Here is a 23,204-nt window from a genome sequence, read left to right as displayed (position 1 = left end):
CATGAAAGTTAAAGAGTTATTGATTGGGGCTATGCGAAGTCGGTGCGATTGCCCTGTCCTGGGCGCGGATGCGCGGCGACACATGCGGCGGGTCGTAGATGATGTTTTCGCTGATCTTGAACGGTGTGGGGAGGCTTTGCGCCGAGAGAATTTCCTTGTCGTCGCTGGCTGTAAATTCCTCGATCCAGCTACGCCCAGCGGGACGTAACACGCTGTTGATATCGGCTTCAGGCTGCTCGTCGCTGATGACCTCAAAATCAGCATAGACATCGTCGCCAAGCGCATTCGCCGGTTCGGTGGCCGCATCGCCCACTGGCTTCACCTGCGCTGTCTCCCCACGCTTCAAGTCGGCATAACGCCTGGGGTTGGAAATCAGGACATAGACCGCGCTATCTGCACTGCGGCCACCTGTGTTACGAACAGCGAAATACAGTGCTACCAGCGGGTTGGTCGTCCAATCCATGAAGCGAGTGGGCAGACCATGATGCTGGGCGATGGCCAGTTCCTCCCACGCGGTCTGCGGTCGATGCTGCACATAGGTGAGCAGGTGGTTGCTGAAGGTTTCCAGTACTTCACACTCCTTCTGCTCGCGTTCGGTCAGAGACAAGCTACCCAGATGCTTGTAGCGGGCCACCGACGGAGTCAACGGGTAGCCATCGGTCGTCCGTTTGCTTTGCCCGCGAAAATACAAACGCCGCTTGCCTTCGCCGTTCTGCCCCAGCTCGCTGTGTATAGTGTTGAGGTACTCGTCGAAGCTCTCGATCTCAAAGGGTGTGCTCATGCCAGTCCCCGCACGTCGATCTTGCCGGTGACGGCAGAAGTAATGAGGGACTGACGGTATTCCTGCAATCGCTCTATCGCTGCTTCCGTGGCTGCCAAGAGCCCATCCATGTGCCTGCACTCTGCATCAAGAAACTCAGCAATCACTTGCTGTTCAGCAACCGGCGGGGCAATCAGGCGTAAGACGGACAATTTGCTTGCTTTAAGGCCCTCAGCGGTAGAACCAGTAGAAAGACTTTTTAGCTGAGACTGAAAGTAGTCGGCAAGCATTGCGTAAAGAGTGAAACGGCTATGGAAAAAGTCACGGCGCATCCGGAAGCGAATGATGCGTTGAGCGAGAGCGATGTCTTCTCTATCGACTAGCGCAACGTTTCCAAGCGGCGCCTCGGTCGTGAACAGAATATCACCAAGCTTGGGCAGCCCCCGGCGCATGATTTCGTCGTACTCATCGACAGCCACAAACTCTTGGGAGGATTCGTAGTCGATGTAGCCCATGCGAACATTTCGTGCTGTAACTAAAAACACACCGTCATCAGTCTTTTCTGGTGTTTTTCCCCGGTAGTCCGACATGTCGGACAAGTACTTGGTCATCGGCAAAACTTGCCAGTGCCTTGGCAACGGACCCAAACACTCTCCCCCCGAATCCTTCATCTCCGGATTCGGCTCCAGCCCCGCTGCCTTGGCGGCTTCGGGTGGCAGGCCACGGGTGACGGTGCGGGCGATCAGGGCGCTGCGCTTTTCCTTGAGCTTGGTGATGAGCTGCCGCTTCTGCGCCACCAGCGCATCGATTTGCGCGGTCTTGGCGTCGAGGAAGCGGGCGATGGTTTGTTGCTCATCGACCGGCGGCACAGGGCAAGGAATTGAACCCAGCATTTCAAGGTTCAAGCCGTCACGCGCTTCGCCACCGGCCATGTTGCGGATGTTCTGGTAATTGGCCGTAAGCCAGTAGTACAGGTAACGCGGCTCGAACCGATGATCAGGGATCAGTGCCGCCATCGACTGGTTGCAGGTCGTCGGAATGCCGAGCTGTGCGACCATACCTTTGGTCTTGCCTTGGCCTGCCAGTGCCATGACCAAGGCGCCTTTCGGAATCCACTTGGCGCTGCTGTTGGCAAAGCCTTCGCGGGTGATCAGTTCCGATGCTTCAGTGATATAGCCATCGTTCACTGCTCCCGAATTGATCCACGGAATCTCGCCATCTTCCCAATAGGCTTCGTTGCCCTTGTCAGGCGTGCCACCTGCGTAGCGTTTCGACATCCAGCGAAGCGAGGCGGCTGTCCAGTGGGTCGGCAATTGGTCCAGCCACGTCATCGGGCTGGTTTTGTATTCGTTGTACCCGGCGTACTTCATACCGTCTCCCCCTGCCCAGCATCACCCTCTTTGGCCTCTATCCGCGCCCGTGCCGTTTCAATCGCTTCATGCAGCTTGCGGTGCAGCACGTCCGGCGGCGGCAATACGGTCAGGTATTCGGCGACGTGGATGCCCGATCCATCCAGTTCCAGCAGTTCGATCTGCTCGTTGTTTTTTCCGGCGCACAGGATGATGCCGAGTGGCGGGTTTTCGTCGGCTTCGGTCTCGAACTTGGCCAGCCAGCGCAGATACAGCTCCATCTGGCCCTTGTATTCGGGCTTGAAGTTGCCTTGCTTGAGTTCGACGACGACCAAACGCTTGAGCTTGCGGTTGTAAAACAGCAGGTCGATGTAGAAGTCATCGCCATCGATCTGGATGCGCTTCTGCCGGGCGACAAATGAAAACCCGGCGCCCAGTTCCAGCAGAAAGCTTTCCAGCTCGCGCAGGATGGCATCTTCGAGGTCGCGCTCGAGAAAGCGGTCGGTCAGGCCGAGAAAATCGAGCAAGTAAGGATCTTTCAGCACCAGTTTTGGAGCGATTTCGCCTTTGCTACGCAGGGTGGCCAGTTCCTGCTGAATGAGGGCATCGGGCTGCTTGGAAAGGGCGGTGCGCTCGTAGAGCATGGCGTCGATGCGTTCGCGCAAGGTGCGCACGCTCCAGCCTTCGATGCGACACATCTCGGCATAAAAGTCGCGCTGAAAAGGTTTGGTTAGTGGCAATAGCTCGCGAAAATGCGACCAGCTCAATTGTCGCCACAGCGTGGCGACAATCTGCTCATCGGGGAAGGCTTGCGCAAACTGCACCATGCGCCGCAGGTTTTTCTCGGTAAAGCCGCGCCCATACTCCTGCACCAATTGTCGCGACAGCGTCGCGACAATCTGGGCGCCATAGGCGGCCCGCTCGCCGCCCAGCAACTCGGTATGAATACGCTGGCCAATTCGCCAGTACATATAGGTTTGACTGGCATTCACCGCCGTAATGGCTTGCTGGCGGGCGCGCTCGATAACAGTGCGGATGTCTGTCAGCAGCTCATCCACAGGCGCTTGTCCGCCAGGCCCGGTGGTCGCCGTGACCGGCTTGCCCGGTTTCATGCCGTCACCTCGCCCAGCAGGCGCACGATGTCGGCTTCCAGAGCCTTGATCTCGGCCTCGATCACCGCCAGTTCGCGCGGCGGTTCGTAGCGGTAAAAGTGGCGGTTGAGCGGGATTTCGTAGCCGACCTTGGTCTTGCTGTGATCGATCCAGGCATCGGGCACATGGGGCAGCACTTCGCGCTCGAAGTAGGCCTGGACGCTTTCCTTCAAGGGCACATTTTCGGTGTCGCGCAGCTCAGCATCCGGCTCGGCGTCGCCATCGCGGTTGCGGCAGATTTCGGCGTTTTCATCGCGCTCGCCCAGGGCGTTGACCACCGCCTTGAGTTCCGGGGCGGACAGGCGCACGTTCAATTCACGGTCAACGGGCTTGAGGCTATCGAGAAACACTTTGCGGTCGTTGATCTGCTCGGGGTGGCGCTTGGCGAATTCGGCCAACAGGTCGCGGATTTGCTGCTGGCGTTTTTCACCAGCGGCAATGTCGAGCAGGCGCGCGGCCTCGTCCTTCTTGGCACTGGTGGCCAGGTTCTTGAAGGCGGTTTCGTCCTCCAGCCGGGCCAGCCGTTCTGGCGTGGCGTGGAAATTCAGGCGCAAGGGGCGCTCGACGGTGATCTTGTGGTAGCCGAAATCCTCATTGTCGAAGACCTTGCTGACCACGAGTTGCTTCCACTGCTGGCCTTCCGGAGCATCGCCCGAGGGTGCGTTAGCGGCGACAGTGACCACCTTGCCATCCTTGTCGAACAGCACCCAGCGGCTGGCGCCTTCTTCAAAACGGCCGTGTAGGTTGGTGATGTCGCCAATGTAGTCAGGATCTTTGGATTTGTCCGACGGGTCGCCAATGCGGCGACGCTTGTTGCCCAGGCTCTTTTCCATCGGCACCCAGTGGTTGCGGGCGTCGATGAGCTGCACCTTGCCTTTGCGGTGCGGCTGTTTGTGGTTGGTCAGCACCCAGATGTAGGTGCTGATGCCGGTGTTGTAGAACAACTGGTCGGGCAGTGCGACGACGGCTTCAAGCCAGTCGTTTTCGATGATCCACCGGCGGATCTCGGATTCGCCACCGCCGGCATCACCAGTAAACAGAGGCGAGCCATTGAACACGATGCCGATGCGGCTGCCGCCTTCTTCGGCACGACGCATCTTGGCGATCATGTGCTGCAGGAAGAGCAGCGCACCGTCATTGATACGCGGTGTGCCGGCACCAAAGCGGCCCTGATAACCGAGGGTGTCGCGCTCGTTCTCGATGTGGCGTTGCTGCTGCTTCCACTCCACGCCAAACGGTGGGTTGGCCAGCATGTAGTCGAAGCTGCGCTTCTGGCCTTGTTCGTCGTAGGCGTGGGCGTCCTTGGTGAAGGTGTCGCCCATGGCAATGTTGTCGGCATCTTCACCCTTGATGAGCATGTCGGAGCGGCAGACAGCCCAGGCTTCGTCGTTCCAGTCCTGCCCATACAGATGCGGCTTGGCTTCGCTGTTGAGGTCGCGAATGTACTTTTCGGCCACAGACAACATGCCGCCGGTACCGCAGGCTGGGTCGTAGATGGTTTTGACGACGTGGCTGCGGCGCAAGTCCTGCTCGGGTGACAACAGCAGGTTGACCATCAGCTTGATGACTTCGCGCGGGGTGAAGTGCTCTCCGGCTTCTTCGTTGGATTGTTCCGCACCGATCCGGATCAGCTCTTCAAATACGTAACCCATCTGCATGGCTGCCTGGTCGGCCGACAAACCGGCAAAGCTCAGGTCGAAGGTGGCGAACTTCTGCACCACCTTGAACAACAGGTTTTTCTCGCTCATGCGCTCGATCTGCTCACCAAACTTGAAGCGCTCGAAGATGGCGCGGATGTTGGGCGAGTAGCCGTTGATGTAGCTGTTGAGATTGGGCGCGAGGTTGCTGGGGTCGTCTAACAGCGAGTTGATGTCTCTCCCTGAAGGGCACAGCTCCAGCTTGGACAGGTTGTAGAACGGATAGCCCGTGGCTGCCTGCATCACGCTGCGGATGATGCTTTCGGGTTTGCCTTTGTACTGGTTGAAGGTTTCCAGTGCCTGCGCCTTGGTCGGTGCCAGCAGGCAATCGAAGCGGCGCAGTACAGTGAGCGGCAGGATGACCTTGCGGTATTCGTTGCGTTTGTAAGGCCCGCGCAGTAGGTTGCAGATGCTCCAGATGTCATTGGCAAGTTGGCGATGGGTTTCCGTGTTCATTCAATTTTTCGCACTTTTCTGGTCGGTATCAGTATCAATGCACAGTGTCGAACTGGCTATGCGGGCGATTGTAACAACCGCAATGAGCCAAGCATCATTTTGATAGGGCTTCTGAAGTCGATTCTGGCTTTAACTCAATGGTCGTGAATTTCAATCTGACCGACCGGCGCAGCGCGAGCAGAAACCAGTTCCAGCCAACAGTCGGGCAGACGCTCGCCAGAGTCAAACGGCTGGGAACCAATCAATGATCGGAAGTCTCTCCCTGGCCGGTGGCCGACGGGCGCCATCCTACTCTATCGGATCGGTCCGACCTCAAACCTGCCGCTTAGGCAGCCACGGTCGCTTCGGAGTACCGAATGGCCGTTTCCGTGGCCTCGGTTGCTGGGGGTGAATGGCCACGTCGAAAATGCTCGACCGACAGGTCTGGGTCGCATCCTAAAGTGACAAGCGGTCATTGACCGCAATAAGTAGGTGAACGGCGGGTAACCGGCGCATTGCCGCCTGATTGTGCGCGCCGGACCAACGGCCCCTCAGGCCGACATCCCGCCGTACCCCGTCCAGCCGTACCGGCACGGCCCTTCTCCGTGCATTGCCAAGGCTGGTGCCCGTGTGGCGGTCAGGGTGTGGCGCTGCGCATCTGCAGCGTTGCTCGGCAGCGTGGGAAGTGGGTGCAGCCCCAGAAGCGCCCGCGCTTGCTGTCGCGCGCCGCCATCTTCACGCCGCAGGAAGGGCAGGTGGGTGTTGTCCAGCCGCCCTCGGTCGCAAAGTCGAGAAGCTGTTGGCGTAGGGGTTCGGGCAGGCGCTCGAGCATGGCGAGGAAGAGCTTGCCGTCGAGCAGGGTGATCCGGTTTTCGGCGGCGAAGGCGCGGGCCTCGTCGGTGAAGCCGTTCGGGGCCATGAAGAAGGCCTTGTCGACGCGCTCGTGGGCCATGACCCCGCGCAGTTCGCGCACTGGTTTTACGCCCACTGCCTGGTTCCAGGCCTTGCACTGCACGACGGCTGTGCAGCGCTCGGGGGCGGTGTCGTCCTGGAACAGACGGATATCCACGCCGCCGTCGGCAGTCGGACGTGGTAGCGATCTCGAACAGGCCCGGATCGCGGCGGGATCTGCGGTAACGGCGGGACATGGGCCGATTATGCGTCCACCGAACCCATGCGGCATGGCTGATGCGATGACGTCCGAGAACTATGTCGCGCTCGCAGCTCAGCCCAACAGGTTCAGTTGCTCAACCAGACGGTCGTGCAAGGCGTTCAACTCGCCGATGCGTGCGCGCACCTCGTCGGTGCGGCCCTCGCGCTTCAAGGCGACCAGTGCTGCAGCCAGGCGGTGGATGTCGCGTTGCAGGGCATCCACCGCCTGGCTGGCATCTTTCGTACCCGGCGTGGCCGCGGTGGCCTTGTCGGGCAGGTGGCCGAAGCGGTACTGCTGGGTGTCTGGCGGTGCGGGGCGGTCGCCGTCGCCCGACAGGTAATCGACGAGCGCGGCCATCCATGCGCGCTGCTCCACGGCGGCGAAGAGTACCGGCAGGCGATCCTGGCTGATGGGGGCGGCGGCTTGCCAGCTGGGCGGGGTTTTCCAGGAGCCCACCCAGCGCTTGAGGTCCTGCGCAGGCATCGGACGGGCGATCGCGTAGCCCTGGCCCCATTCGCAGCCCATGCGCAGCAGCATTTCGCCGTGTGGCAGCGTCTCCACGCCTTCGGCGATGGTCTGGCGGCGGAACGCCCTCGCCAGGCCGAGCACGCCTTCGAGAATGGCCAGGTCTTCCGGGTCGTTGAGCATGTCGCGCACGAAGCTCCGGTCGATCTTGAGCAGGCCGGCGGGCAGTTGCTTCAGGTAGCTCAGCGACGAGTAGCCGGTGCCGAAGTCGTCCAGGGCGAAGCCGATGCCCATCTGCTGGCAGGCCTCCATCACCTGCGATACCACGGCGATGTCTTCCAGCGCGCTGGTTTCCAGGATCTCCAGTTCCAGCTCGCCGGGCTGCACGCCGGGGTGGCGGGCCATCAGCGCGTGCAGGCGAGAGACGAAGTCGGCTTGCTGCAGCTGCAGGGCGCCGACATTGACGCTGACCGGGACGGACAGCCCGTCCGTGCGCCAGGCTTCGATCTGCTGCAACGCGGTGTCGATCACCCATTCGCCCACGTCGATGGCAAGCGGATGGCCCTCGATGACGGGCAGGAACGCGGCCGGTGGCAGCAGGCCGCGCTGCGGGTGCTGCCAGCGGATCAGGGCTTCGGCCCCGACCAGCGCGCCCGTGCGCATGTTGACCTTGGGCTGGTAGTGGAGGACGAACTGCCGCTGCGCCAGCGCTTGGCGGATGTGCTCCAGGCTCTCGTGCAGGCCCCGTACGTTGCGGTCCTGTTCGGCGTCGAAGATGTGGTAGCGGTTCTTGCCCGCCTGCTTGGCCTTGTACATCGCCTGGTCGGCCTGGCGCAGCAGCTGGTCGGCGTCGATCTCCTCGCTTTGCGGGAAGAAGGTCACGCCCAGGCTGGCGGAGACGTGCAGCATGGTGTCGCCGTGGGCCACCGGCTGGGCGGCGGCGTCGAGCAGCCGGGTGAGCATCGGCACGCTGGCCTCGTGGTCGGGCAGGTCGACGAAGACGGCGACGAACTCGTCGCCGCCGATGCGCGACAGCGTGTCGCCGCCGATGCGCGACAGCGTGTCGCCGTTGCGCAGCACCTGTGCCAGGCGCTTTGCCAGGGTTGCGAGCAGGTGGTCGCCGACTTCATGGCCATGGTTGTCGTTGATCGACTTGAACCCGTCCAGGTCCAGATAGGCGACGGCCACGCGCTTATTGCGCCGCGGGGCCTGGTTCATGGCCTGCCTCAGGCGGTCGGCCAGCAACAGCCGGTTGGGCAGGCCGGTGAGCCCGTCGTAGTGTGCGATGTGCTCGAGCTCGTTCTGGTATTCCTTGAGTGCGGTGATGTCGGACAGCAGCGAGATGAAGTGCTTGATCTCGCCACGCTCGTCGCGCACGGCACTGATGGTCAGCATCTCGGCATACACCCGGCCATCCTTGCGCCGGTTCCAGACCTCGCCCGACCAGCAGCCCTTGGTGTTCAGCTCCTGCCACATGGCGGCGTAGAAGGCCTGGTCCTGCTTGCCCGAGCTGAGGATGCGCGGGTTCTGGCCGAGCACGTCCTCGCGCTGGTAGCCGGTGATGTCGGTAAAGGCGGGGTTGACCTCGAGGATGTTGGCATCGCGGTCGGTGATCACGATGCCTTCGCGGGCGTGCGTGAAGACGTTGGCCGCGAGGCGCATCGATTCCTCGGCCTTGCGGCGTTCGGTGATGTCGCGCACATGGGCTTGCAGCATCGTATGGCCGCCCAGCTCGAAGTGCGACAGCAGCACCGAGGTGAGGAAGGTTTCTCCGTTCAGGCGCCGGTGCTCCCACTCGAACAGGAGCGAGCCCTCGGCCAGTGCGGTCTCCATCATCTCCCTGGCCTTGGCGGCTGACGGGCTGCCGTCCGGCTGCAGTGCGGGCGAGTAGTCCCAGGGTGTCCGCGAGATGAAGTCCGCCTCGTCATCGGCGCCGAACAGCGTGATTGCCGCGCGATTGCAGGTGGCGAACCGCCATGACGGGGGCGCCAGCGTCATGATGGCGTCGCGCGAGGTCTCGAACAGCACGCGGTGCTTCTCTTCGCTTGCCCGCAGCGCAGCCTCCACCCGCATGCGTTCGACGATGTCCTGCTTGAGCGCCTCTTCATTGCGCCTGACCGACTCGATCAGGCGGTTGAAGCTGACGATGAGCTGGCCGACCTCGTCGTCGTGGAGCACGGCCAAGGGCTGCAGCGCTGCGCCCTGGGGCTGGGCCATGCCGGACAAGGCCTGCGTTGCCGACACCATGGGTGCGAACTGGCGCCGCAACATGTGGCGCACGAGCAGCCACGCCACGAGGCCGGCGAGCACGCTGAACAGCGCGGCAACACCCATCACGCGCCGCTGCGTGGCGTGGATGGGCGCGAGGGCTTCGGCAGTGGGCAGGGTGCCGACGAGAAACCAGTCGGCAGCAGGGATCCGCTTGGCTGCCGCGATCTCCTCCACGCCACGCGAGCTGACCGCAACGCCATAGCCCTCGTAGCCGGCAACGAAGCGGTCGTGGTTCCGATTGACACCAAGTGGCGGCATCGGCGACATGGTCCGCGACTTGTCGGTGCCGGTGACGATCAGGCCATGCTGGGGCGCGATGAGCAGGTAGCCGCCGCTCTGGCCGAGGCGGCTGTTGGTCATGCTGTCGAAGAAGCTCGGTTCGCCGAGGTTGATGGCGCCGACCACGGCGCCGACGATTGCGCCCGTACCGTCCCGAATCGGGGCTGCCAGCCCCAGGACCGGCGCCTTCAACACCCTGCCGAGGATGGGACGCCCGACGCTGGTCCTGCCGTCGCGCAAGGCGGTGACCATGTAGTCGCGGTCGGCGTAGTTGGCGCCGATGCGCTCGGGTGAGTAAGGCATGCTGGCGACCGTATCGGCCGCCGCATCGTTGACGCGTATCCCGCCGTTGAACAGCGCGAGCAGGTCGGTGCGCGTGGCGATGTATTTCTGCAGCCCGGCCGCATCGCTCATGAGCGCCACCGGGACTTCGCCCGCGAAGCGGTCCAGCGCCTGCAGGCGTGTCCTGAGCTCATTGTCGAGCTGGCCGGCGACCGTGGAGACGGCCGAGAACTGCTGCGTGCCGAGCAGCGCGAGCATGTCGCGCTGCAGGCGTTGCGTGGCGTAAAAGGCGATCGACCACACGCCGACCAGGAAGACCGCCAGCGTCAGCAACGAAATGCGGCTTTTCAGCGAGAGCTGAAAAAGCTTGCCGAGCGGCATGGGATCAGTCCTGACATGAAGCACGCCACATTGTCCGTGGTCCGGGGAGGTGTGGCGCAAGCTTACCCGATGTGTAAACCCGGATATCAGGTCAGGAGATGAAGGCGTGTACTTTTCCGCGCCTGGCTGCCTTTACCGCATCTCGAACGCCTCGCGGCGGAAGCGCAGCCGTCGTCCCCACAGCCGTGCGAGCCCGGCCTTGAGCTGGTCGCCGAAGCCGCGCGGACCGCAGAACCAGACTTCCGCGCGCTGGCCGGTGGTGGCCGTAGCGGCGAGGCGTTCGGGCGTCAGCTCGTCGCCGGCGGCGCGGTCGTGGATGTGCAGGCGCACGCTCGGCAACTCGGCGCACAGGCTGCGCAGGCGTTCCACGAAGGGGTCTTGCGCGGCACTGCGGGTGCTGTAGTGCAGCTCCACCGGCGGGGCAGCGGCGGGGGCGGCGCGCAACGCATCGAGCCAGGCCAGGAAGGGGGTGACGCCGATGCCGCCCGCGATCCAGATCTGGCGCGCAGTGTGGTCCTGGCGGCCGAGCACGAAGCGGCCATAGGGGCCTTCCACCGTGACTGCCTGGCCGACAGCTACGCGGCTGGCGAGCTGGCGGGTGTAGTCGCCCAGGGCCTTGATCTGGAAAGTGAGGCTGCGGTTGCCGTGGTCGGCGCTGGCGATGGTGAAAGGATGCGCCCCTTCGAAGCGTTCGAAGCCGATGAAGGCGAACTGCCCGGCCTGGTGTCCTGGCCAGGCATCGTCCAGCCGACAGACGATCTCGGTGACGTCGGGGGCGGGCGAGGACATCGCAGTGACCACGCCCTGCACCTTGCGATGGCGGCCGATCCGACCCGTCAGCGCGATCAGCGAGGCCACCGTTCCGCCCGCCAGCAAGAGCGCGAGCAGTACGCCAACCGGCTGCGTCCAGTAGGAGGGTGGGGCCAGCACTGCGGCATGGAAGGCGAGCAGCAGGTAGAACACCGGCATCGCACGGTGCAGGTGGCGCCAGAACTTGTAGGGGAAGCGCTTCCACAGGCTGAGCACGACCATCGCCAGCACGAGGTAGATGGCGAATTCGCCGACTTCCTCGCCGGCGTCACGAAGCAGCTCGTAGAGGCCGCCGAACTCGTCGTGCGCCGGCCGCCCGGTGCGGCCGTAGATCGACTTGATGACGTCGTCCGACATTTCGACCAACCAGTGCAGCGCGGCGAACACCGCGGCGAGGATGCCGGCCCATTTGTGCAGGCGGAAGATGCGGTCCATGCCGCCGAGCGGGCGTTCGAGCATGGCCGGGCGGGTGGCGAGCACCATCGCCAGCGACATCAGGCCGATGGCGAGCAGGCCGCTGAGGTAGAGGCCTTGTTCGCGGACGAGCCAGGGCAGGGAGGCGGTGCCACCGTCGAGGGCGGCGACGTTGAGGCCCCATGCGAGGGCGAGGATGCCAATGAAGGCGGATAGGACGGGGATCATGGCGGGGCCTTCCAGGTGGCAGGAACCGGGAAAGGGGCGTTGGCCGTGCCGTCACCCCCTCGGGTAAGCGCTTACTTGTTGCGCTTGACCTCGGTCTTGAGGATTTCGCCGGTCACCGGATCGACCGCCAGTTCGACGCGCTGGCCCTGGGGGTCGGTGGCCTTGACCTCGTACTTGTTCTTCTCGCGCTCGACCTCGCGGAAGTCGCTGTAGCCGGCGGCTTCGAGCTTGCTCAGTACATCCTGCACGCTGAGCCAGTTGGGCTGGGCCGTGGCAGCGGCTGGGGCCGAACTCTGGGCGAACGCCGGGGCGATGGCGGCGCCCGCGCCGATGAGTCCGCCGCTGAGGGCGAGGGTGGCGATGAGGGTGGTGGCACGCATGATTGCATCTCCTTGCTTGGGTTGGCGGTCTCGTTTCGACCGTGATGCCATGGTGCGCGCCATGGGCTGAATCGATGCTGAAGGGGGTGTTCACCTTCCGTTAATGTCGAGCGCGCCCGACCTTGGGGGGCGCGCCGTCGACGCCGCCAGGGCCTCGGCTGTGGCCGGCCATGCTTTGCCGGATATGCAACTTCGCGTCGGCGAACGGTTCGAAACCGGGGAACTTGCTGCTGTCGTGCCGATCGACAGACGCTTCGAGCCACAATGACGCGGACCCTGGCCGGTGTCAGCCTGCGTGTCTCTGCGCGTCGCGGAGCGATTTGACGGAAGATCTCAGGATTCGATGGATACCTTGACCCACGCCCTTTCGGGGGCCCTCATCGGCCGTGTGCTCGCGGGTCGGCGCATACCTGCCGGCACCCATTCGGGCACTTCCCGCGCTGCGCAGCCGCCGGTGTGGCAGATGGTGGTCGCCGGCACGATCGCGGCGATCTTTCCCGATCTCGACTTCGTGCTCGGCTGGATCTCCGAGCTCACCTACCTGCGCGGGCACCGCGGCGTCACCCATTCGCTCATCCTGCTGCCCTTGTGGGGGCTGCTGATCGCGTGGTTGCTGGCACGCTTCTGGTCGCGCGGCGGCCGCCCGGGGGCGGGCTGGCAGGGCTTCTACCCGGTGGTGTGCGCGGCGATCTTCGTGCACATCCTGGGCGATCTCATCACCCAGTTCGGCACCATGATCCTGGCGCCGTTCTCCGACCATCGCTTCGGCTGGGGCACCACCTTCATCATCGACCTGCCCTTCACCGGCATCATCGTGGCCGGCCTGCTCGCCAGTGCGCTGTGGCGCAGCAGCCGGGTGCCGGCGACGGCGGCGCTGGTCCTGCTCGCCGCCTGGGTGGGCGTGCAGGCGACGGGGCGCGCCGAGGCGATCGACGCTGCGCGCGCCTACGCTTCGGCCAAGGGCATTGCCGTGGTCGAGGTGGATGCGGCGCCGCGCCCGGCGTCGCCGTTCAACTGGACGGCGATCGTGTTCGACGGCGAGCGCTATCACTACGCCCACATCAACACGCGTCGCAGTACGCCGTTGGTGGTGACGGAAGCCGACAACTTCATCCGCCGCTTCTCCGCACCCTACATGCCGGTGGCGATGGCGCAGTGGCAGGTCGCCGAGCGCTTCGGCAACGGTGACGGCCGCGAGCTCGCCGAGAAGGTGTGGCAGACCGAGGATTTCGCCTTCTATCGCTGGTTCGCGATGTTCCCGGTGCTCGACCATGCCGAGCGCGATGCCGACGGGCAGGTGTGCGCTGCCTTCCGCGACCTGCGCTTCGTGACCCCGGGGCGCGGCCGCGAACCTTTCGTGTTTGGCCTGTGCGGCCGTGGCGGCGACTGGCGCCTGTTCGAGCGCGAGGGCGACGTGCGGCGCTGGATCGACGTACGATGACGGGCATGAATCCAGACCCTTCAGGCGACGGGGCAGGCGCCGTGCCGGTCCGCAAGCGGCCGCGCTGGCGGCGCTGGGCGCTCGAGATTGCGATCTTCATCGGCCTCTTCCTGGCCATCCAGGCCTGGATGGCACGCGACGTGCCCGCCGGCCCGGCGCCCGACTTTGCCGCCTTGGCCGCCGATGGCCAGCCGCTGAGCCTGGCCGAGTGGCGCGCCGCGCATCCGGGCAGGGCGGTCGGGGTCTACTTCTGGGCCGACTGGTGTCCGATCTGCACCGCGCAGGAGGGCACGATCGATGCCGTTCAGGCTGACCATCCGGTGCTGTCGGTGGCGATGCAGTCGGGCGACGCGGCGGCCGTGGCCGCGGTGCTGGCCGGGCGCGGGCTCGACTGGCCGACCGCGATCGACGCCGATGGCCGCATCGCCCAGGCCTATGGCCTGCGTGGCGTGCCGGCCTTCGTCGTGGTGGATGCGGCGGGGGCGATCCGCTCCGTATCGCTTGGCTACAGCACGGGCTGGGGGCTGCGCGCCCGCCTGTGGTGGGCGGGGCTGAGTTCGTGAGGGCGACGTGATGGGCGCGCCGGGGCTGCTCACGGCCTTCACCGCAGGTGCAGCGGCGCTGGCCGGCGGCCGCGCGCTGGTGCATTGGGGTATCCGCAAGGGGCTGGCGGCGCCGCGGGTGGCGCACCACACCGACCCGGCGGCGCTCGGGCTCGACTTCGACGCGCTACGCATCGCCACCGCCAACGGCCGTACGCTGCACGCCTGGTTCATCCCCGCGCCGGGGGCGTCCGCTGCCGCGCCGGCACTGGTGGTGATGCACGGCTGGGGCGGCAACGCCGCGCTGATGCTGCCGCTGGCGCGCCCGCTGCACGAGGCCGGCTTCGCCACGCTGTTCGTCGATGCGCGCTGCCATGGCGCGAGCGACGACGACAGCTTCGCCTCACTGCCGCGCTTCGCCGAGGACGCCGAGCATGCCTTCGCCTGGCTGGCCACACGGGCCGGGGTCGATCCGCGCCGTATCGCGCTGTTCGGGCATTCGGTGGGGGCGGGCGCAGTGTTGCTGGCGGCCGCGCGCACGCCACAGGTGGCCGCCGTGGTCAGCGTCGCCGCGTTCTCGCATCCGGCGGCGATGATGCGGCGCTGGCTCGCCGTCAAGCGTATTCCGGAAAAGCCAGTGGGGCGCTACATCCTCGATTACGTACAGAAGACCATCGGCCACCGCTTCGACGACATCGCGCCGGTCGCGACCATCGGTCGCATCCGCCGCCCGGTGCTGCTGGTCCATGGCGAGGATGACGAGGTGGTGCCGATTGCCGAGGCGCGGCAGATCTTCGCGGCGCGCGGCGACACCCCGGTCGAACTGCTGACGCTGGCCGGCGATCACGAGTCCTTTGCCGACCTGGAGCACAACATGGGGCGGCTGGTGGCCTTCCTGCGGGCGGTGCCGGGCTGAGTGTGCCGCCTGCGCGGCGGCAGTCGTGCTGGCCGGGAGCGGCCCTGGTTTGTAGAATCGGGCCTCCCCTTGCCTTTGGCCGCCGTAGCAGTGCGGCAGGGCCGAGTAAAACAAGTCCGACACGGAGACGACTCATGCACAAACGCCGCTTCAACGCCCTCATTGCCAGCCTCTTTGCCTCGGCTGCGCTCGGTTTCTCGATGCCGGCCACGGCCCAGCAGTACAAGGATGAGTACAAGCTCTCGACCGTGCTCGGCGAGGCTTTCCCGTGGGGTTGGGGTGCCAAGCGCTGGGCTGACCTCGTCGCCGAGAAGACCGAAGGCCGCATCAACGTCAAGGTGTACCCGGGCGCCGCCCTGGTGTCGGGCGACCAAACAAAGGAATTCACTGCGCTGCGCCAGGGCATCATCGACATGGCGGTGGGCTCGACGATCAACTGGTCGCCGCAGGTGCGCGAGCTCAACCTGTTTGCGCTGCCCTTCCTGATGCCCGACCACAAGGCGATCGACGCCCTGACCCAGGGCCGCGTTGGCCAGAAGATGTTCGAGATCCTCGCCGAGCGTGACGTGGTGCCGCTGGCGTGGGGCGAAAACGGCTTCCGCGAGGTATCGAACTCGAAGAAGCCGATCCGCACCCCGGATGATGTCAAGGGCATGAAGATGCGCGTGGTGGGGTCGCCGCTCTTCCTCGCCACCTTTAACGCGCTCGGTGCCAACCCGACGCAGATGAGCTGGGCTGACGCCCAGCCGGCGATGGCCACAGGCGCGGTCGACGGCCAGGAGAACCCGCTCGCCGTGTTCAACGCCGCCAAGCTGCACACCGTTGGCCAGAAGAACTTGACCCTGTGGGGCTACGTTGCCGACCCGCTGATCTTCGTGGTCAACAAGAACGTGTGGAATTCCTGGTCCGAGGCTGATCGCAAGGCGGTGCAGGAAGCCGCCGTGCAGGCTGCGGCCGAGGAACTCGCCCGCGCGCGCGCCGGCATTTCGGCCGAGGACGACTCCCTGCTGAAGGAGATCGAGGCCAACGGCGTCGAGGTTGTGCGTCTGTCCGATGCCGAGCGCGAAGCGTTCCGGGCTGCCACTGCCGGCGTCTATAAGGAGTGGGCCGAGCGCATCGGCGCCGACCTCGTCAAACAGGCCGAGGAAGACATCGCCAAGCGCTGACCGCCTTCTGCGCCATCATCCAGCCGGGCAGTGCCGCACATGGCCTGCCCGGCCTTGCTTTTTCTGCCTCCAGCCCGCTATCGCCGATGAATACCGAACTGCCGCCGAGCGAAGACTCACCGTCTGTCCCCTACACCATCGAACAGGTTCTGTCGGGGGTCGTCATGGGCATGATCGTGCTGATCACCTTCGGTAACGTGCTGGCGCGCTACTTCACCTCGAAGTCCTTCGCCGCCACGGAGGAGTTCTCGATCGCGCTCCTCATCGTGTTGTCCTTCCTCGGCTCGTCGGCGGCGTTCGCCTTCGATCGCCACATCCGCGTCAGTTTCTTCGCCGACAAGCTGCCACGGCGCGCGCGCGCTGTGCTCGACTGGCTGTCCTTCGCGGTCACCGCCAGCTTGTTCGCCTTCATCGCCTTCTACGCCGGAAAGCTCACCTGGGACCAGTACCGCTTCGAAGAGACCTCGCCTGCGCTGGGCGTGCCGCAGTGGTGGTACACGGTGTGGATGCCGGTGCTGGCGCTCGCGCTGGTGCTGCGCCTGGTGGTCACCCGGCTGCGGAGGCCGTCATGACCGGCAGCGTTCTTATCGGCCTGTTCCTGCTGGCGCTCGTGGCGGGCATGCCGCTGGCCGTGGCGCTCGGCGTGGCCAGCGTTGCGGTGCTGGCGATGGCCGGCTTCGACCAGCTCGCGGTGCCGACCAACATCTATGCGGGTATTGCAAAGTATCCGCTGCTGGCGATCCCGATGTTCATCCTGGCAGGCATGATCTTCGAGCGCTCGGGCGTGGCGGTGCGTCTGGTGCGCTTCGTCACCGCCATGGTGGGCGAATGGACCGGCTCGCTCGCAGTGGTGGCGGTGCTGGTATCCATGCTGTTGGGCGGCATCTCGGGCTCGGGCCCGGCCGACGCAGCGGCGGTGGCGGCGGTGATGCTGCCGTCGATGGTGGCGCGCGGTTATCCCAAAGGCTTTTCCTCTGGACTGATCGCTGCCGCTGGCTCGACCGCGATCGTCATCCCGCCCTCGGTGGCCTTCATCGTCTACAGCGTGATGGTGCCGGCCGCCACCGTGCCGGCGCTGTTCGCTGCCGGGCTGTTCCCGGGCATGATTGCCGCGCTGTGTCTGCTCGTGCCGGCGATCATCATCAGCCGCCGCCATGGCTTCGGCCGCGACTACAAGGCCGAGCGCCCGCCGCTGGGCAAGAGCTTCATCGATGCGATCTGGGGTCTGCTGGCGCCGGTGATCATCCTAGGTGGTCTGCGCACCGGCCTGTTCACTCCGACCGAGGCCGCCGTCGTGGCGGTGGCCTACGGCATTTTCGTCGGTATGGTGGTGTATCGCAGCATCAGCTTCCGGGGTCTGTTCCGCATCCTGGTGGACGCGGCCGAGCTTTCTGCCGTGGTGCTGATGATCATCGGCATCGCCTCGGTGTTCGCCTGGGCGGGCAACACCCTGGGCATCTTCGACGCTGCGGCCAAGGCGCTGGTGGGCCTGCACTCGAGCGAGTGGCTGATGCTGCTTTCGATCAACCTTCTGCTACTGGCGGCGGGGATGTTCCTCGATGCCATCTCGATCTTCCTGATCCTGCTGCCGCTGCTGGTGCCGATTGCAGTGGCGATGGGCTGGGACCTGGTGTGGTTCGGCGTGATGATGACGATCAACTTGGCCATCGGCCAGTTCACCCCGCCGATGGCGATCTCGCTGATGATCACCTCTCGCATCGCCGGCATCGGCATGGAGGAGACCTTCCGCTGGGTGATCTGGCTGGTGCTGGCGATGGGGGCCGGGTTGGCGCTGGTGATCGCCTTCCCGCAGATCGCGCTCTGGCTACCGGGTAGGCTCGGCTACCTCTGAGCCTGCGCTTACGGAGTCTCAGGGGCGCTGGATCAGGGCTGCGATCATGTCCTGAACTTCGCGCGTCAGGCGTGCGCGATCAAGGTCCGGGTTGCGGATGCTGCGTAGCAGCAGGCCCTCGAAGAGGGTCGCCAGGGCCTCGACCATGCTGTCGATGCGCTCCGCACCGTCCCTGTGGCCGTTCGCGCGCCGCACGGCGCTCAGGGTCTCGGCGAGGCTTTGCCGGCAGATCGTGTCTGCTTCGCGCACGATCTCTGCGACGCGAGGGTTGCGCGCGGCTTCTGCTGCGATCTCGAGCTTTAGCCCGGCGGTGGCGGGGTCCAGTTGGTCTGCGACGCCTTCGGCCGCGCGCTCGATAAGGGCCTGTCCGATATCGCCCGCTGCCCTCAGTTCGGCACTCAGCTTCAACAGACCCTCAAGATCCTGCGCCACGATGGCGGCGATGATCGCCTCCTTGTTGTCGAAGTAGTGATAGATGTGGCCGGCACTCATGCCGGCGCTCTTCGAGATCTGCGCTATGCTGGCGCCATGGAAGCCGTGCTCGCGAAAGCACTGCGCGGCGGCGCACAGAATCTGCTGGCGGCGCGCCTCGGCGCGGGTGTGGTCGGTCGTGCTGGATGATGTGGGCATGTAATGGTCTCCTGCGATCCTGGGCGTGGATCGTCTTTTCGATCTTGCACTGCAGCAGAGACTAGCATAGAATGAGCGTTCAATCTAGAATAACCATTCTAAAGAGCAGGTCTTGTTCGCGCTGGCCAGGAGCTGGGGTGGAGCAAGGGCTTGCTTGCTCAAGAGAGGCCTGACCCATGCACTTCTCCCGCATTCCCCTGTCACGCGCAGCCGCGGCGCTGTCGCTGGTCCTGGGCGCTGTCTTCCTCGCCGGCTGCGGCCAGGGCAATGGCGGTGCCGCGGCCGCGGCCGGCGCGCCGCAGGCGCCGGCCGTCACCGTCATCACTGTCCAGCCCGAATCCGTGCCCATGGTGGTGGAGCTGCCCGGGCGCACCACGCCGTCACTGATTGCCGAACTGCGCCCGCAGGTCACCGGCATCCTGACCCAGCGCGCCTTCAATGAGGGCAGCGAGGTCAAGGCAGGCCAGGTCCTGTACCGCATCGATGCGGCACCCTATCAGGCCGCCTACGACAGTGCCCGTGCCAGCCTGGCGCGCGCCGAGGCCAATGCCGATGCGGCGCGGCTGCGTGCGGAACGCCATGCCGGGCTGGTGGCGATCGAGGCGGTCAGCAAGCAGGCCAACGACGATGCGCAGGCCGCGCTCAAGCAGGCGCGTGCCGAGGTTGCCGCCGCGAAGGCCGCGGTCGACAAGGCGAAGATCGACCTCGACTACACCCAGCTCAAGGCGCCGATTGCGGGCCGGATCGGCCGCTCGGCGGTGACGCCGGGGGCCTTGGTCACCGCCAACCAGGCACAGGCGCTCGCCACCGTGCAGCGCCTCGACCCCATCTATGTCGACCTCACGCAGTCCAGCGCCGACATGCTGCGCCTGCGTCGCGAGGTCGAGTCGGGCCGCGTGCAGCGTGGTGCCGGCGGCGCTGTGGAAGTCCGGCTGCTGCTCGAAGACGGCAGCGAGTACGCAGCGGCGGGCCGCCTGGCCCTGTCCGAGGTGACGGTGGACGAAGGCACGGGCAGCGTGACGCTGCGCGCCGAGTTCCCCAACCCCACGGGTGACCTGCTGCCGGGCATGTACGTCCGTGCGCGCCTGCCGCAAGGCGTGCGCGCCGAGGCGGTGCTGGTGCCGCATGCGGCTGTGGTGCGCGACGCGCGCGGCAGTGCGCTGGTGATGGTGGTCGATGAGCAGAACGTGGTTCAGGCGCGTCCGGTAGAGGTCGTGCAGGCGTTCGGCGACAAGTGGGTGCTGGGCGGTGGCCTGCAGGCGGGCGAGCGCGTCATCACCGAGGGCCTGCAGCGCGTTCGCCCCGGCGTGACCGTGCAGCCCGACCAGGCCGGCGCGGCGCCGGCCGCCGCGGCCCAGCAGTGAGGTAGCCACCATGGCCCGCTTTTTCATCGACCGACCCATCTTCGCGTGGGTCATCGCCATCGTCATCATGCTTGCCGGCGCGCTGTCCATCCAGCAGCTGCCGGTGTCGCAGTATCCCTCCATCGCACCGCCGGCCATCGTCATCAACGCGCGCTATCCCGGCGCTTCGGCCAAGGCGGTCGAGGACTCGGTGACGCAGATCATCGAGCAGAAGATGACCGGGCTCGATGGCCTGCTGTACATGAAGTCGACCAGTGACTCCTACGGCAATGCCGCGGTCACGCTGACCTTCTCGGCCGACACCGACCCCGATATTGCCCAGGTGCAGGTGCAGAACAAGATGCAGACGGCGCTGCCGCTGCTGCCGCAGCCGGTGCAGCAGCAGGGGGTGACCGTCGCCAAGTCGGCGGCCAACTTCCTGATGGTGGTCGGCTTCGTGTCGGAAGATGGCACGCAGTCGGGCACCGATCTGTCGGATTTCCTCGTGTCCTCGGTGCAGGATCCGCTGTCGCGGGTCGAGGGGGTCGGCGAGGTTCAGGTGTTCGGCTCCCAGTACGCGATGCGGGTCTGGCTCGACCCCGCGAAGCTGACCAATTTCCGCCTCACGCCGGGCGACGTGCGCCAGGCCTTGCAGGCGCAGAACGCCGAGGTGTCCGCTGGCCAGCTCGGCGGTACGCCCGCCGTGCCCGGTCAGGGCTTCACCGCCACCATCACGGCGCAGAGCCGGCTGCAGACCGCGGAACAGTTCGAGGACATCCTGCTGCGCAGCAGCGCGCAGGGCGGCGAGGTGCGGCTGCGCGACGTGGCGCGCGTCGAGATCGGTGCCGAGAACTACGGCACCGTCGCCCGCTTCAACGGCCAGCCCGCCGCGGGCGTCGGCATCCGCCTGGCTTCGGGGGCCAACGCGCTCGACACCGCGACCGCGGTGCGCGCCCGACTCGATGACATGCAGCGCTACTTCCCTGCCGGGGTGCAGTACGTCGTGCCCTACGACACGACGCCCTTCGTCAAGATCTCCATCCAGTCGGTGGTGATGACCCTGATCGAGGCGGTGGTGCTGGTCTTCCTGGTCATGTACCTGTTCCTGCAGAACCTGCGCGCGACCCTGATCCCGACCATGGCGATTCCGGTGGTGCTGCTCGGCACCTTCGGCCTGATGGCGGCGTTTGGCTTCTCGATCAATACGCTGACCATGTTCGGCATGGTGCTGGCGATCGGCCTGCTGGTCGATGACGCCATCGTCGTGGTGGAGAACGTCGAGCGCGTCATGACCGAGGAGGGCCTGCCGCCCAAGGAGGCCACCAAGCGCTCGATGGACCAGATCACCAGCGCGCTGATCGGCATCGGCCTGGTGCTGTCGGCCGTGTTCGTGCCGATGGCCTTCTTCGGCGGCTCGACCGGCGTGATCTACCGCCAGTTCTCGATCACCATCGTGTCCGCGATGGCGCTGTCAGTGCTGGTGGCGATCGTGTTCACCCCGGCGTTGTGCGCAACCATGCTCAAACCGGTGCAGCAAGGTCATGGTCATGGCGAAGGTGGCCTGCTGGGCGGCTTCTTCACCTGGTTCAACCGCAGTTTCGACCGCAGCACGCGGCGCTACGAGTCCGCCGTTGGCGGCATCCTCAAGCGCAGCGTGCGCTTCCTGGCGATCTACCTTGCCATCGTTGCGGTGCTCGGCCTGTTGTTCATGCGCATGCCGACCTCCTTTCTGCCGGAGGAAGACCAGGGCGTGATGTTCAATCAGGTCGTGCTCCCCGCCGGGGCGACCCAGGAGCGCACGCTGGAGGTGCTGAAGAAGGTCGAGGACCATTTCCTCGAGAACGAGAAGGACACCGTGCGTGCGATCTTCACCGTCGCCGGCTTCTCCTTCGGTGGCAGCGGCCAGCACATGGGCATCGGCTTCGTCAATCTCAAGCACTGGGACGAACGCAAGGCACCGGGCATGGATGTGAAATCGGTCGCCGGCCGAGCGATGGGCGCTTTCTCGCAGATCCGCGAGGCCATGGTGTTCGCCTTCGTGCCGCCGGCGGTGATCGAGCTCGGCACCTCGGGTGGCTTCACGGTGCAGATGCAGGACCGCTCGGGTCTCGGCCATGACGCCCTGCTCGCCGCGCGCAACCAGTTCCTCGGCATGGCGGCGCAGGATCCGCGTCTGGTGGGCGTGCGCCCGAACGGCCAGGAAGACATGCCCGAGCTCAAGCTCGACGTCGATCATGCCAGGGCGGGTGCACTCGGCCTGTCCATCGCCGACATCAACGACACGCTCGCCACCGCCTGGGGCGGCAGCTACGTGAACGACTTCCTCGATCGCGGCCGCATCAAGAAGGTGTATCTGCAGGGCGATGCCGCCGCGCGCATGACGCCGGAAGACCTCGACCAGTGGTTCGTGCGCAACAAGGCGGGCGACATGGTGCCGTTCTCGGCCTTTGCCAGTTCGCACTGGACCTATGGTTCGCCGCGTCTCGAGCGCTTCAACGGCCAGCCGTCGATGGAGCTCCTCGGCCAGGCTGCCCCCGGGCTTTCGTCCGGCGAGGCGATGCAGGCGGTCGAGGAGATCATGGCCAAGCTGCCGCCGGGCATCGGCTACGACTGGTCGGGCACGTCTTACGAGGAACGTCGCAGCGGGTCGCAGGCACCGGCACTGTATGCCTTGTCGCTGCTGGTGGTGTTCCTGTGCCTGGCGGCGCTGTACGAGAGCTGGTCGGTGCCTTTTGCGGTGATGCTGGTGGTCCCGCTCGGCGTGCTCGGCGCGCTGATGGCGGCGACCGGACGCGGGCTGTCCAACGACGTGTATTTCCAGGTCGGCCTGCTCGCCACCATCGGCCTGTCGTCCAAGAACGCGATCCTGATCGTGGAGTTCGCCAAGGCGCAGATGGAGGAGCAGGGCAAGGACCTGGTGTCGGCCACGCTCGCCGCGGTGCGCATGCGCTTGCGGCCGATCCTGATGACCTCGCTGGCCTTCGGGTTTGGCGTGCTGCCGCTGGCGATCGCCACCGGCGCCGGTGCCGGCAGCCAGAACGCGATCGGCACCGGTGTGCTCGGCGGCACGATCTCCGCGACCCTGCTCGGCATCTTCTTCGTGCCGCTGTTCTATGTCGTGATCAAGCGCATTTTCCCGGACAAGTCCGGCGCTGCGGCGACTGCGCCCGCTGCCCAGGAGGGACGTTGAAATGATTGACCATGTTTCCAACATTGCGGCCGCAGGTGCTGCGTCGCAGCCGGCGCGGGCGAGCCGCCG

The 23,204-nt window shown here is 65.4% G+C and carries 17 protein-coding genes; 8 read left to right on the top strand and 9 right to left on the bottom strand.

Annotated elements, in window-relative coordinates; genetic code table 11:
* Nucleotides 1–16 precede the first annotated feature (16 nt).
* From LQF09_RS18660 to LQF09_RS18625, 8 genes are all read right to left on the bottom strand, one after another.
* Nucleotides 17–781 (bottom strand): FRG domain-containing protein, encoded by a 765-nt coding sequence (locus LQF09_RS18660; RefSeq protein WP_270068685.1) that lies wholly within the window; start codon nucleotides 779–781, stop codon nucleotides 17–19.
* Nucleotides 778–2,130 (bottom strand): restriction endonuclease subunit S, encoded by a 1,353-nt coding sequence (locus LQF09_RS18655; protein ID WP_270068684.1) that lies wholly within the window; start codon nucleotides 2,128–2,130, stop codon nucleotides 778–780. Before LQF09_RS18655 ends, LQF09_RS18660 begins: the two co-directional genes overlap by 4 nt.
* Nucleotides 2,127–3,221: a PDDEXK nuclease domain-containing protein gene (locus tag LQF09_RS18650; RefSeq protein ID WP_270068683.1), complete on the bottom strand. Its 1,095-nt coding sequence runs from the start codon at nucleotides 3,219–3,221 to the stop codon at nucleotides 2,127–2,129. Before LQF09_RS18650 ends, LQF09_RS18655 begins: the two co-directional genes overlap by 4 nt.
* Nucleotides 3,218–5,413 carry a type I restriction-modification system subunit M gene (locus tag LQF09_RS18645; protein WP_270068682.1) on the bottom strand — a complete coding sequence of 732 codons (2,196 nt, stop codon included), beginning with the start codon at nucleotides 5,411–5,413 and terminating at the stop codon, nucleotides 3,218–3,220. Before LQF09_RS18645 ends, LQF09_RS18650 begins: the two co-directional genes overlap by 4 nt.
* A gap of 616 nt (nucleotides 5,414–6,029) precedes the next feature.
* Nucleotides 6,030–6,461 carry a restriction endonuclease gene (locus LQF09_RS18640; protein ID WP_270068681.1) on the bottom strand — a complete coding sequence of 144 codons (432 nt, stop codon included), beginning with the start codon at nucleotides 6,459–6,461 and terminating at the stop codon, nucleotides 6,030–6,032.
* Nucleotides 6,462–6,617: 156 nt separating this feature from the next.
* Entirely contained in the window at nucleotides 6,618–10,223 is a 3,606-nt protein-coding gene (locus LQF09_RS18635; protein ID WP_270068680.1) for a bifunctional diguanylate cyclase/phosphodiesterase, read from the bottom strand.
* A gap of 132 nt (nucleotides 10,224–10,355) precedes the next feature.
* Nucleotides 10,356–11,675: a ferredoxin reductase family protein gene (locus tag LQF09_RS18630; protein ID WP_270068679.1), complete on the bottom strand. Its 1,320-nt coding sequence runs from the start codon at nucleotides 11,673–11,675 to the stop codon at nucleotides 10,356–10,358.
* A 71-nt stretch (nucleotides 11,676–11,746) separates the two neighbouring features.
* A complete protein-coding gene (locus LQF09_RS18625; protein WP_270068678.1) occupies nucleotides 11,747–12,055 on the bottom strand; it encodes a PepSY domain-containing protein in 309 nt (102 codons plus the stop codon).
* Nucleotides 12,056–12,398: 343 nt separating this feature from the next.
* On the opposite strand from LQF09_RS18625, the gene LQF09_RS18620 reads away from it, so the two are divergent.
* The 6 genes from LQF09_RS18620 to LQF09_RS18595 all read left to right on the top strand — a co-directional run bounded on the left by LQF09_RS18620 (nucleotide 12,399) and on the right by LQF09_RS18595 (nucleotide 17,972).
* Nucleotides 12,399–13,496 (top strand): metal-dependent hydrolase, encoded by a 1,098-nt coding sequence (locus LQF09_RS18620; RefSeq protein ID WP_270068677.1) that lies wholly within the window; start codon nucleotides 12,399–12,401, stop codon nucleotides 13,494–13,496.
* On the top strand, nucleotides 13,493–14,059 hold the full coding sequence (locus tag LQF09_RS18615; protein WP_270068676.1) for a redoxin family protein: 567 nt from the start codon (nucleotides 13,493–13,495) through the stop codon (nucleotides 14,057–14,059). The genes LQF09_RS18620 and LQF09_RS18615 overlap by 4 nt, the downstream gene beginning before the upstream one ends.
* 10 nt (nucleotides 14,060–14,069) lie before the next feature.
* Nucleotides 14,070–14,954, top strand: coding sequence for an alpha/beta hydrolase (locus tag LQF09_RS18610; RefSeq protein ID WP_270068675.1), 885 nt, complete (start codon nucleotides 14,070–14,072; stop codon nucleotides 14,952–14,954).
* 134 nt (nucleotides 14,955–15,088) lie between these two features.
* The gene (locus LQF09_RS18605; RefSeq protein ID WP_270068674.1) at nucleotides 15,089–16,120 is read left to right on the top strand and encodes a DctP family TRAP transporter solute-binding subunit; all 1,032 of its coding nucleotides are present in this window, start codon (nucleotides 15,089–15,091) and stop codon (nucleotides 16,118–16,120) included.
* A gap of 86 nt (nucleotides 16,121–16,206) precedes the next feature.
* Nucleotides 16,207–16,692, top strand: coding sequence for a TRAP transporter small permease (locus LQF09_RS18600; protein ID WP_270068673.1), 486 nt, complete (start codon nucleotides 16,207–16,209; stop codon nucleotides 16,690–16,692).
* Complete coding sequence (locus LQF09_RS18595; protein WP_270068672.1) at nucleotides 16,689–17,972, top strand: TRAP transporter large permease; 1,284 nt, start codon at nucleotides 16,689–16,691, stop codon at nucleotides 17,970–17,972. Before LQF09_RS18600 ends, LQF09_RS18595 begins: the two co-directional genes overlap by 4 nt.
* Before the next feature lie 18 nt (nucleotides 17,973–17,990).
* On the opposite strand, the gene LQF09_RS18590 is transcribed toward LQF09_RS18595, so the two are convergent.
* Nucleotides 17,991–18,602, bottom strand: a complete 612-nt coding sequence (locus LQF09_RS18590; RefSeq protein WP_270068671.1) for a TetR/AcrR family transcriptional regulator — start codon at nucleotides 18,600–18,602, stop codon at nucleotides 17,991–17,993.
* Nucleotides 18,603–18,778: 176 nt separating this feature from the next.
* Here LQF09_RS18590 and LQF09_RS18585 point away from each other — a divergent pair, with 176 nt between their 5' ends.
* Together LQF09_RS18585 and LQF09_RS18580 are read left to right on the top strand one after the other, a co-directional pair.
* Nucleotides 18,779–19,966: an efflux RND transporter periplasmic adaptor subunit gene (locus LQF09_RS18585; protein ID WP_270068670.1), complete on the top strand. Its 1,188-nt coding sequence runs from the start codon at nucleotides 18,779–18,781 to the stop codon at nucleotides 19,964–19,966.
* A gap of 10 nt (nucleotides 19,967–19,976) precedes the next feature.
* The gene (locus LQF09_RS18580; protein WP_002930645.1) at nucleotides 19,977–23,135 is read left to right on the top strand and encodes an efflux RND transporter permease subunit; all 3,159 of its coding nucleotides are present in this window, start codon (nucleotides 19,977–19,979) and stop codon (nucleotides 23,133–23,135) included.
* The last annotated feature ends 69 nt before the right edge of the window (nucleotides 23,136–23,204 follow it).

The sequence above is a fragment of the Thauera sp. WB-2 genome (assembly GCF_027594845.1).
GTDB classification, from domain to species: domain Bacteria; phylum Pseudomonadota; class Gammaproteobacteria; order Burkholderiales; family Rhodocyclaceae; genus Thauera; species Thauera mechernichensis.
Note: the sequence above shows the minus strand (reverse complement) of the source record. Positions and strands in the feature narration are given on the sequence as shown.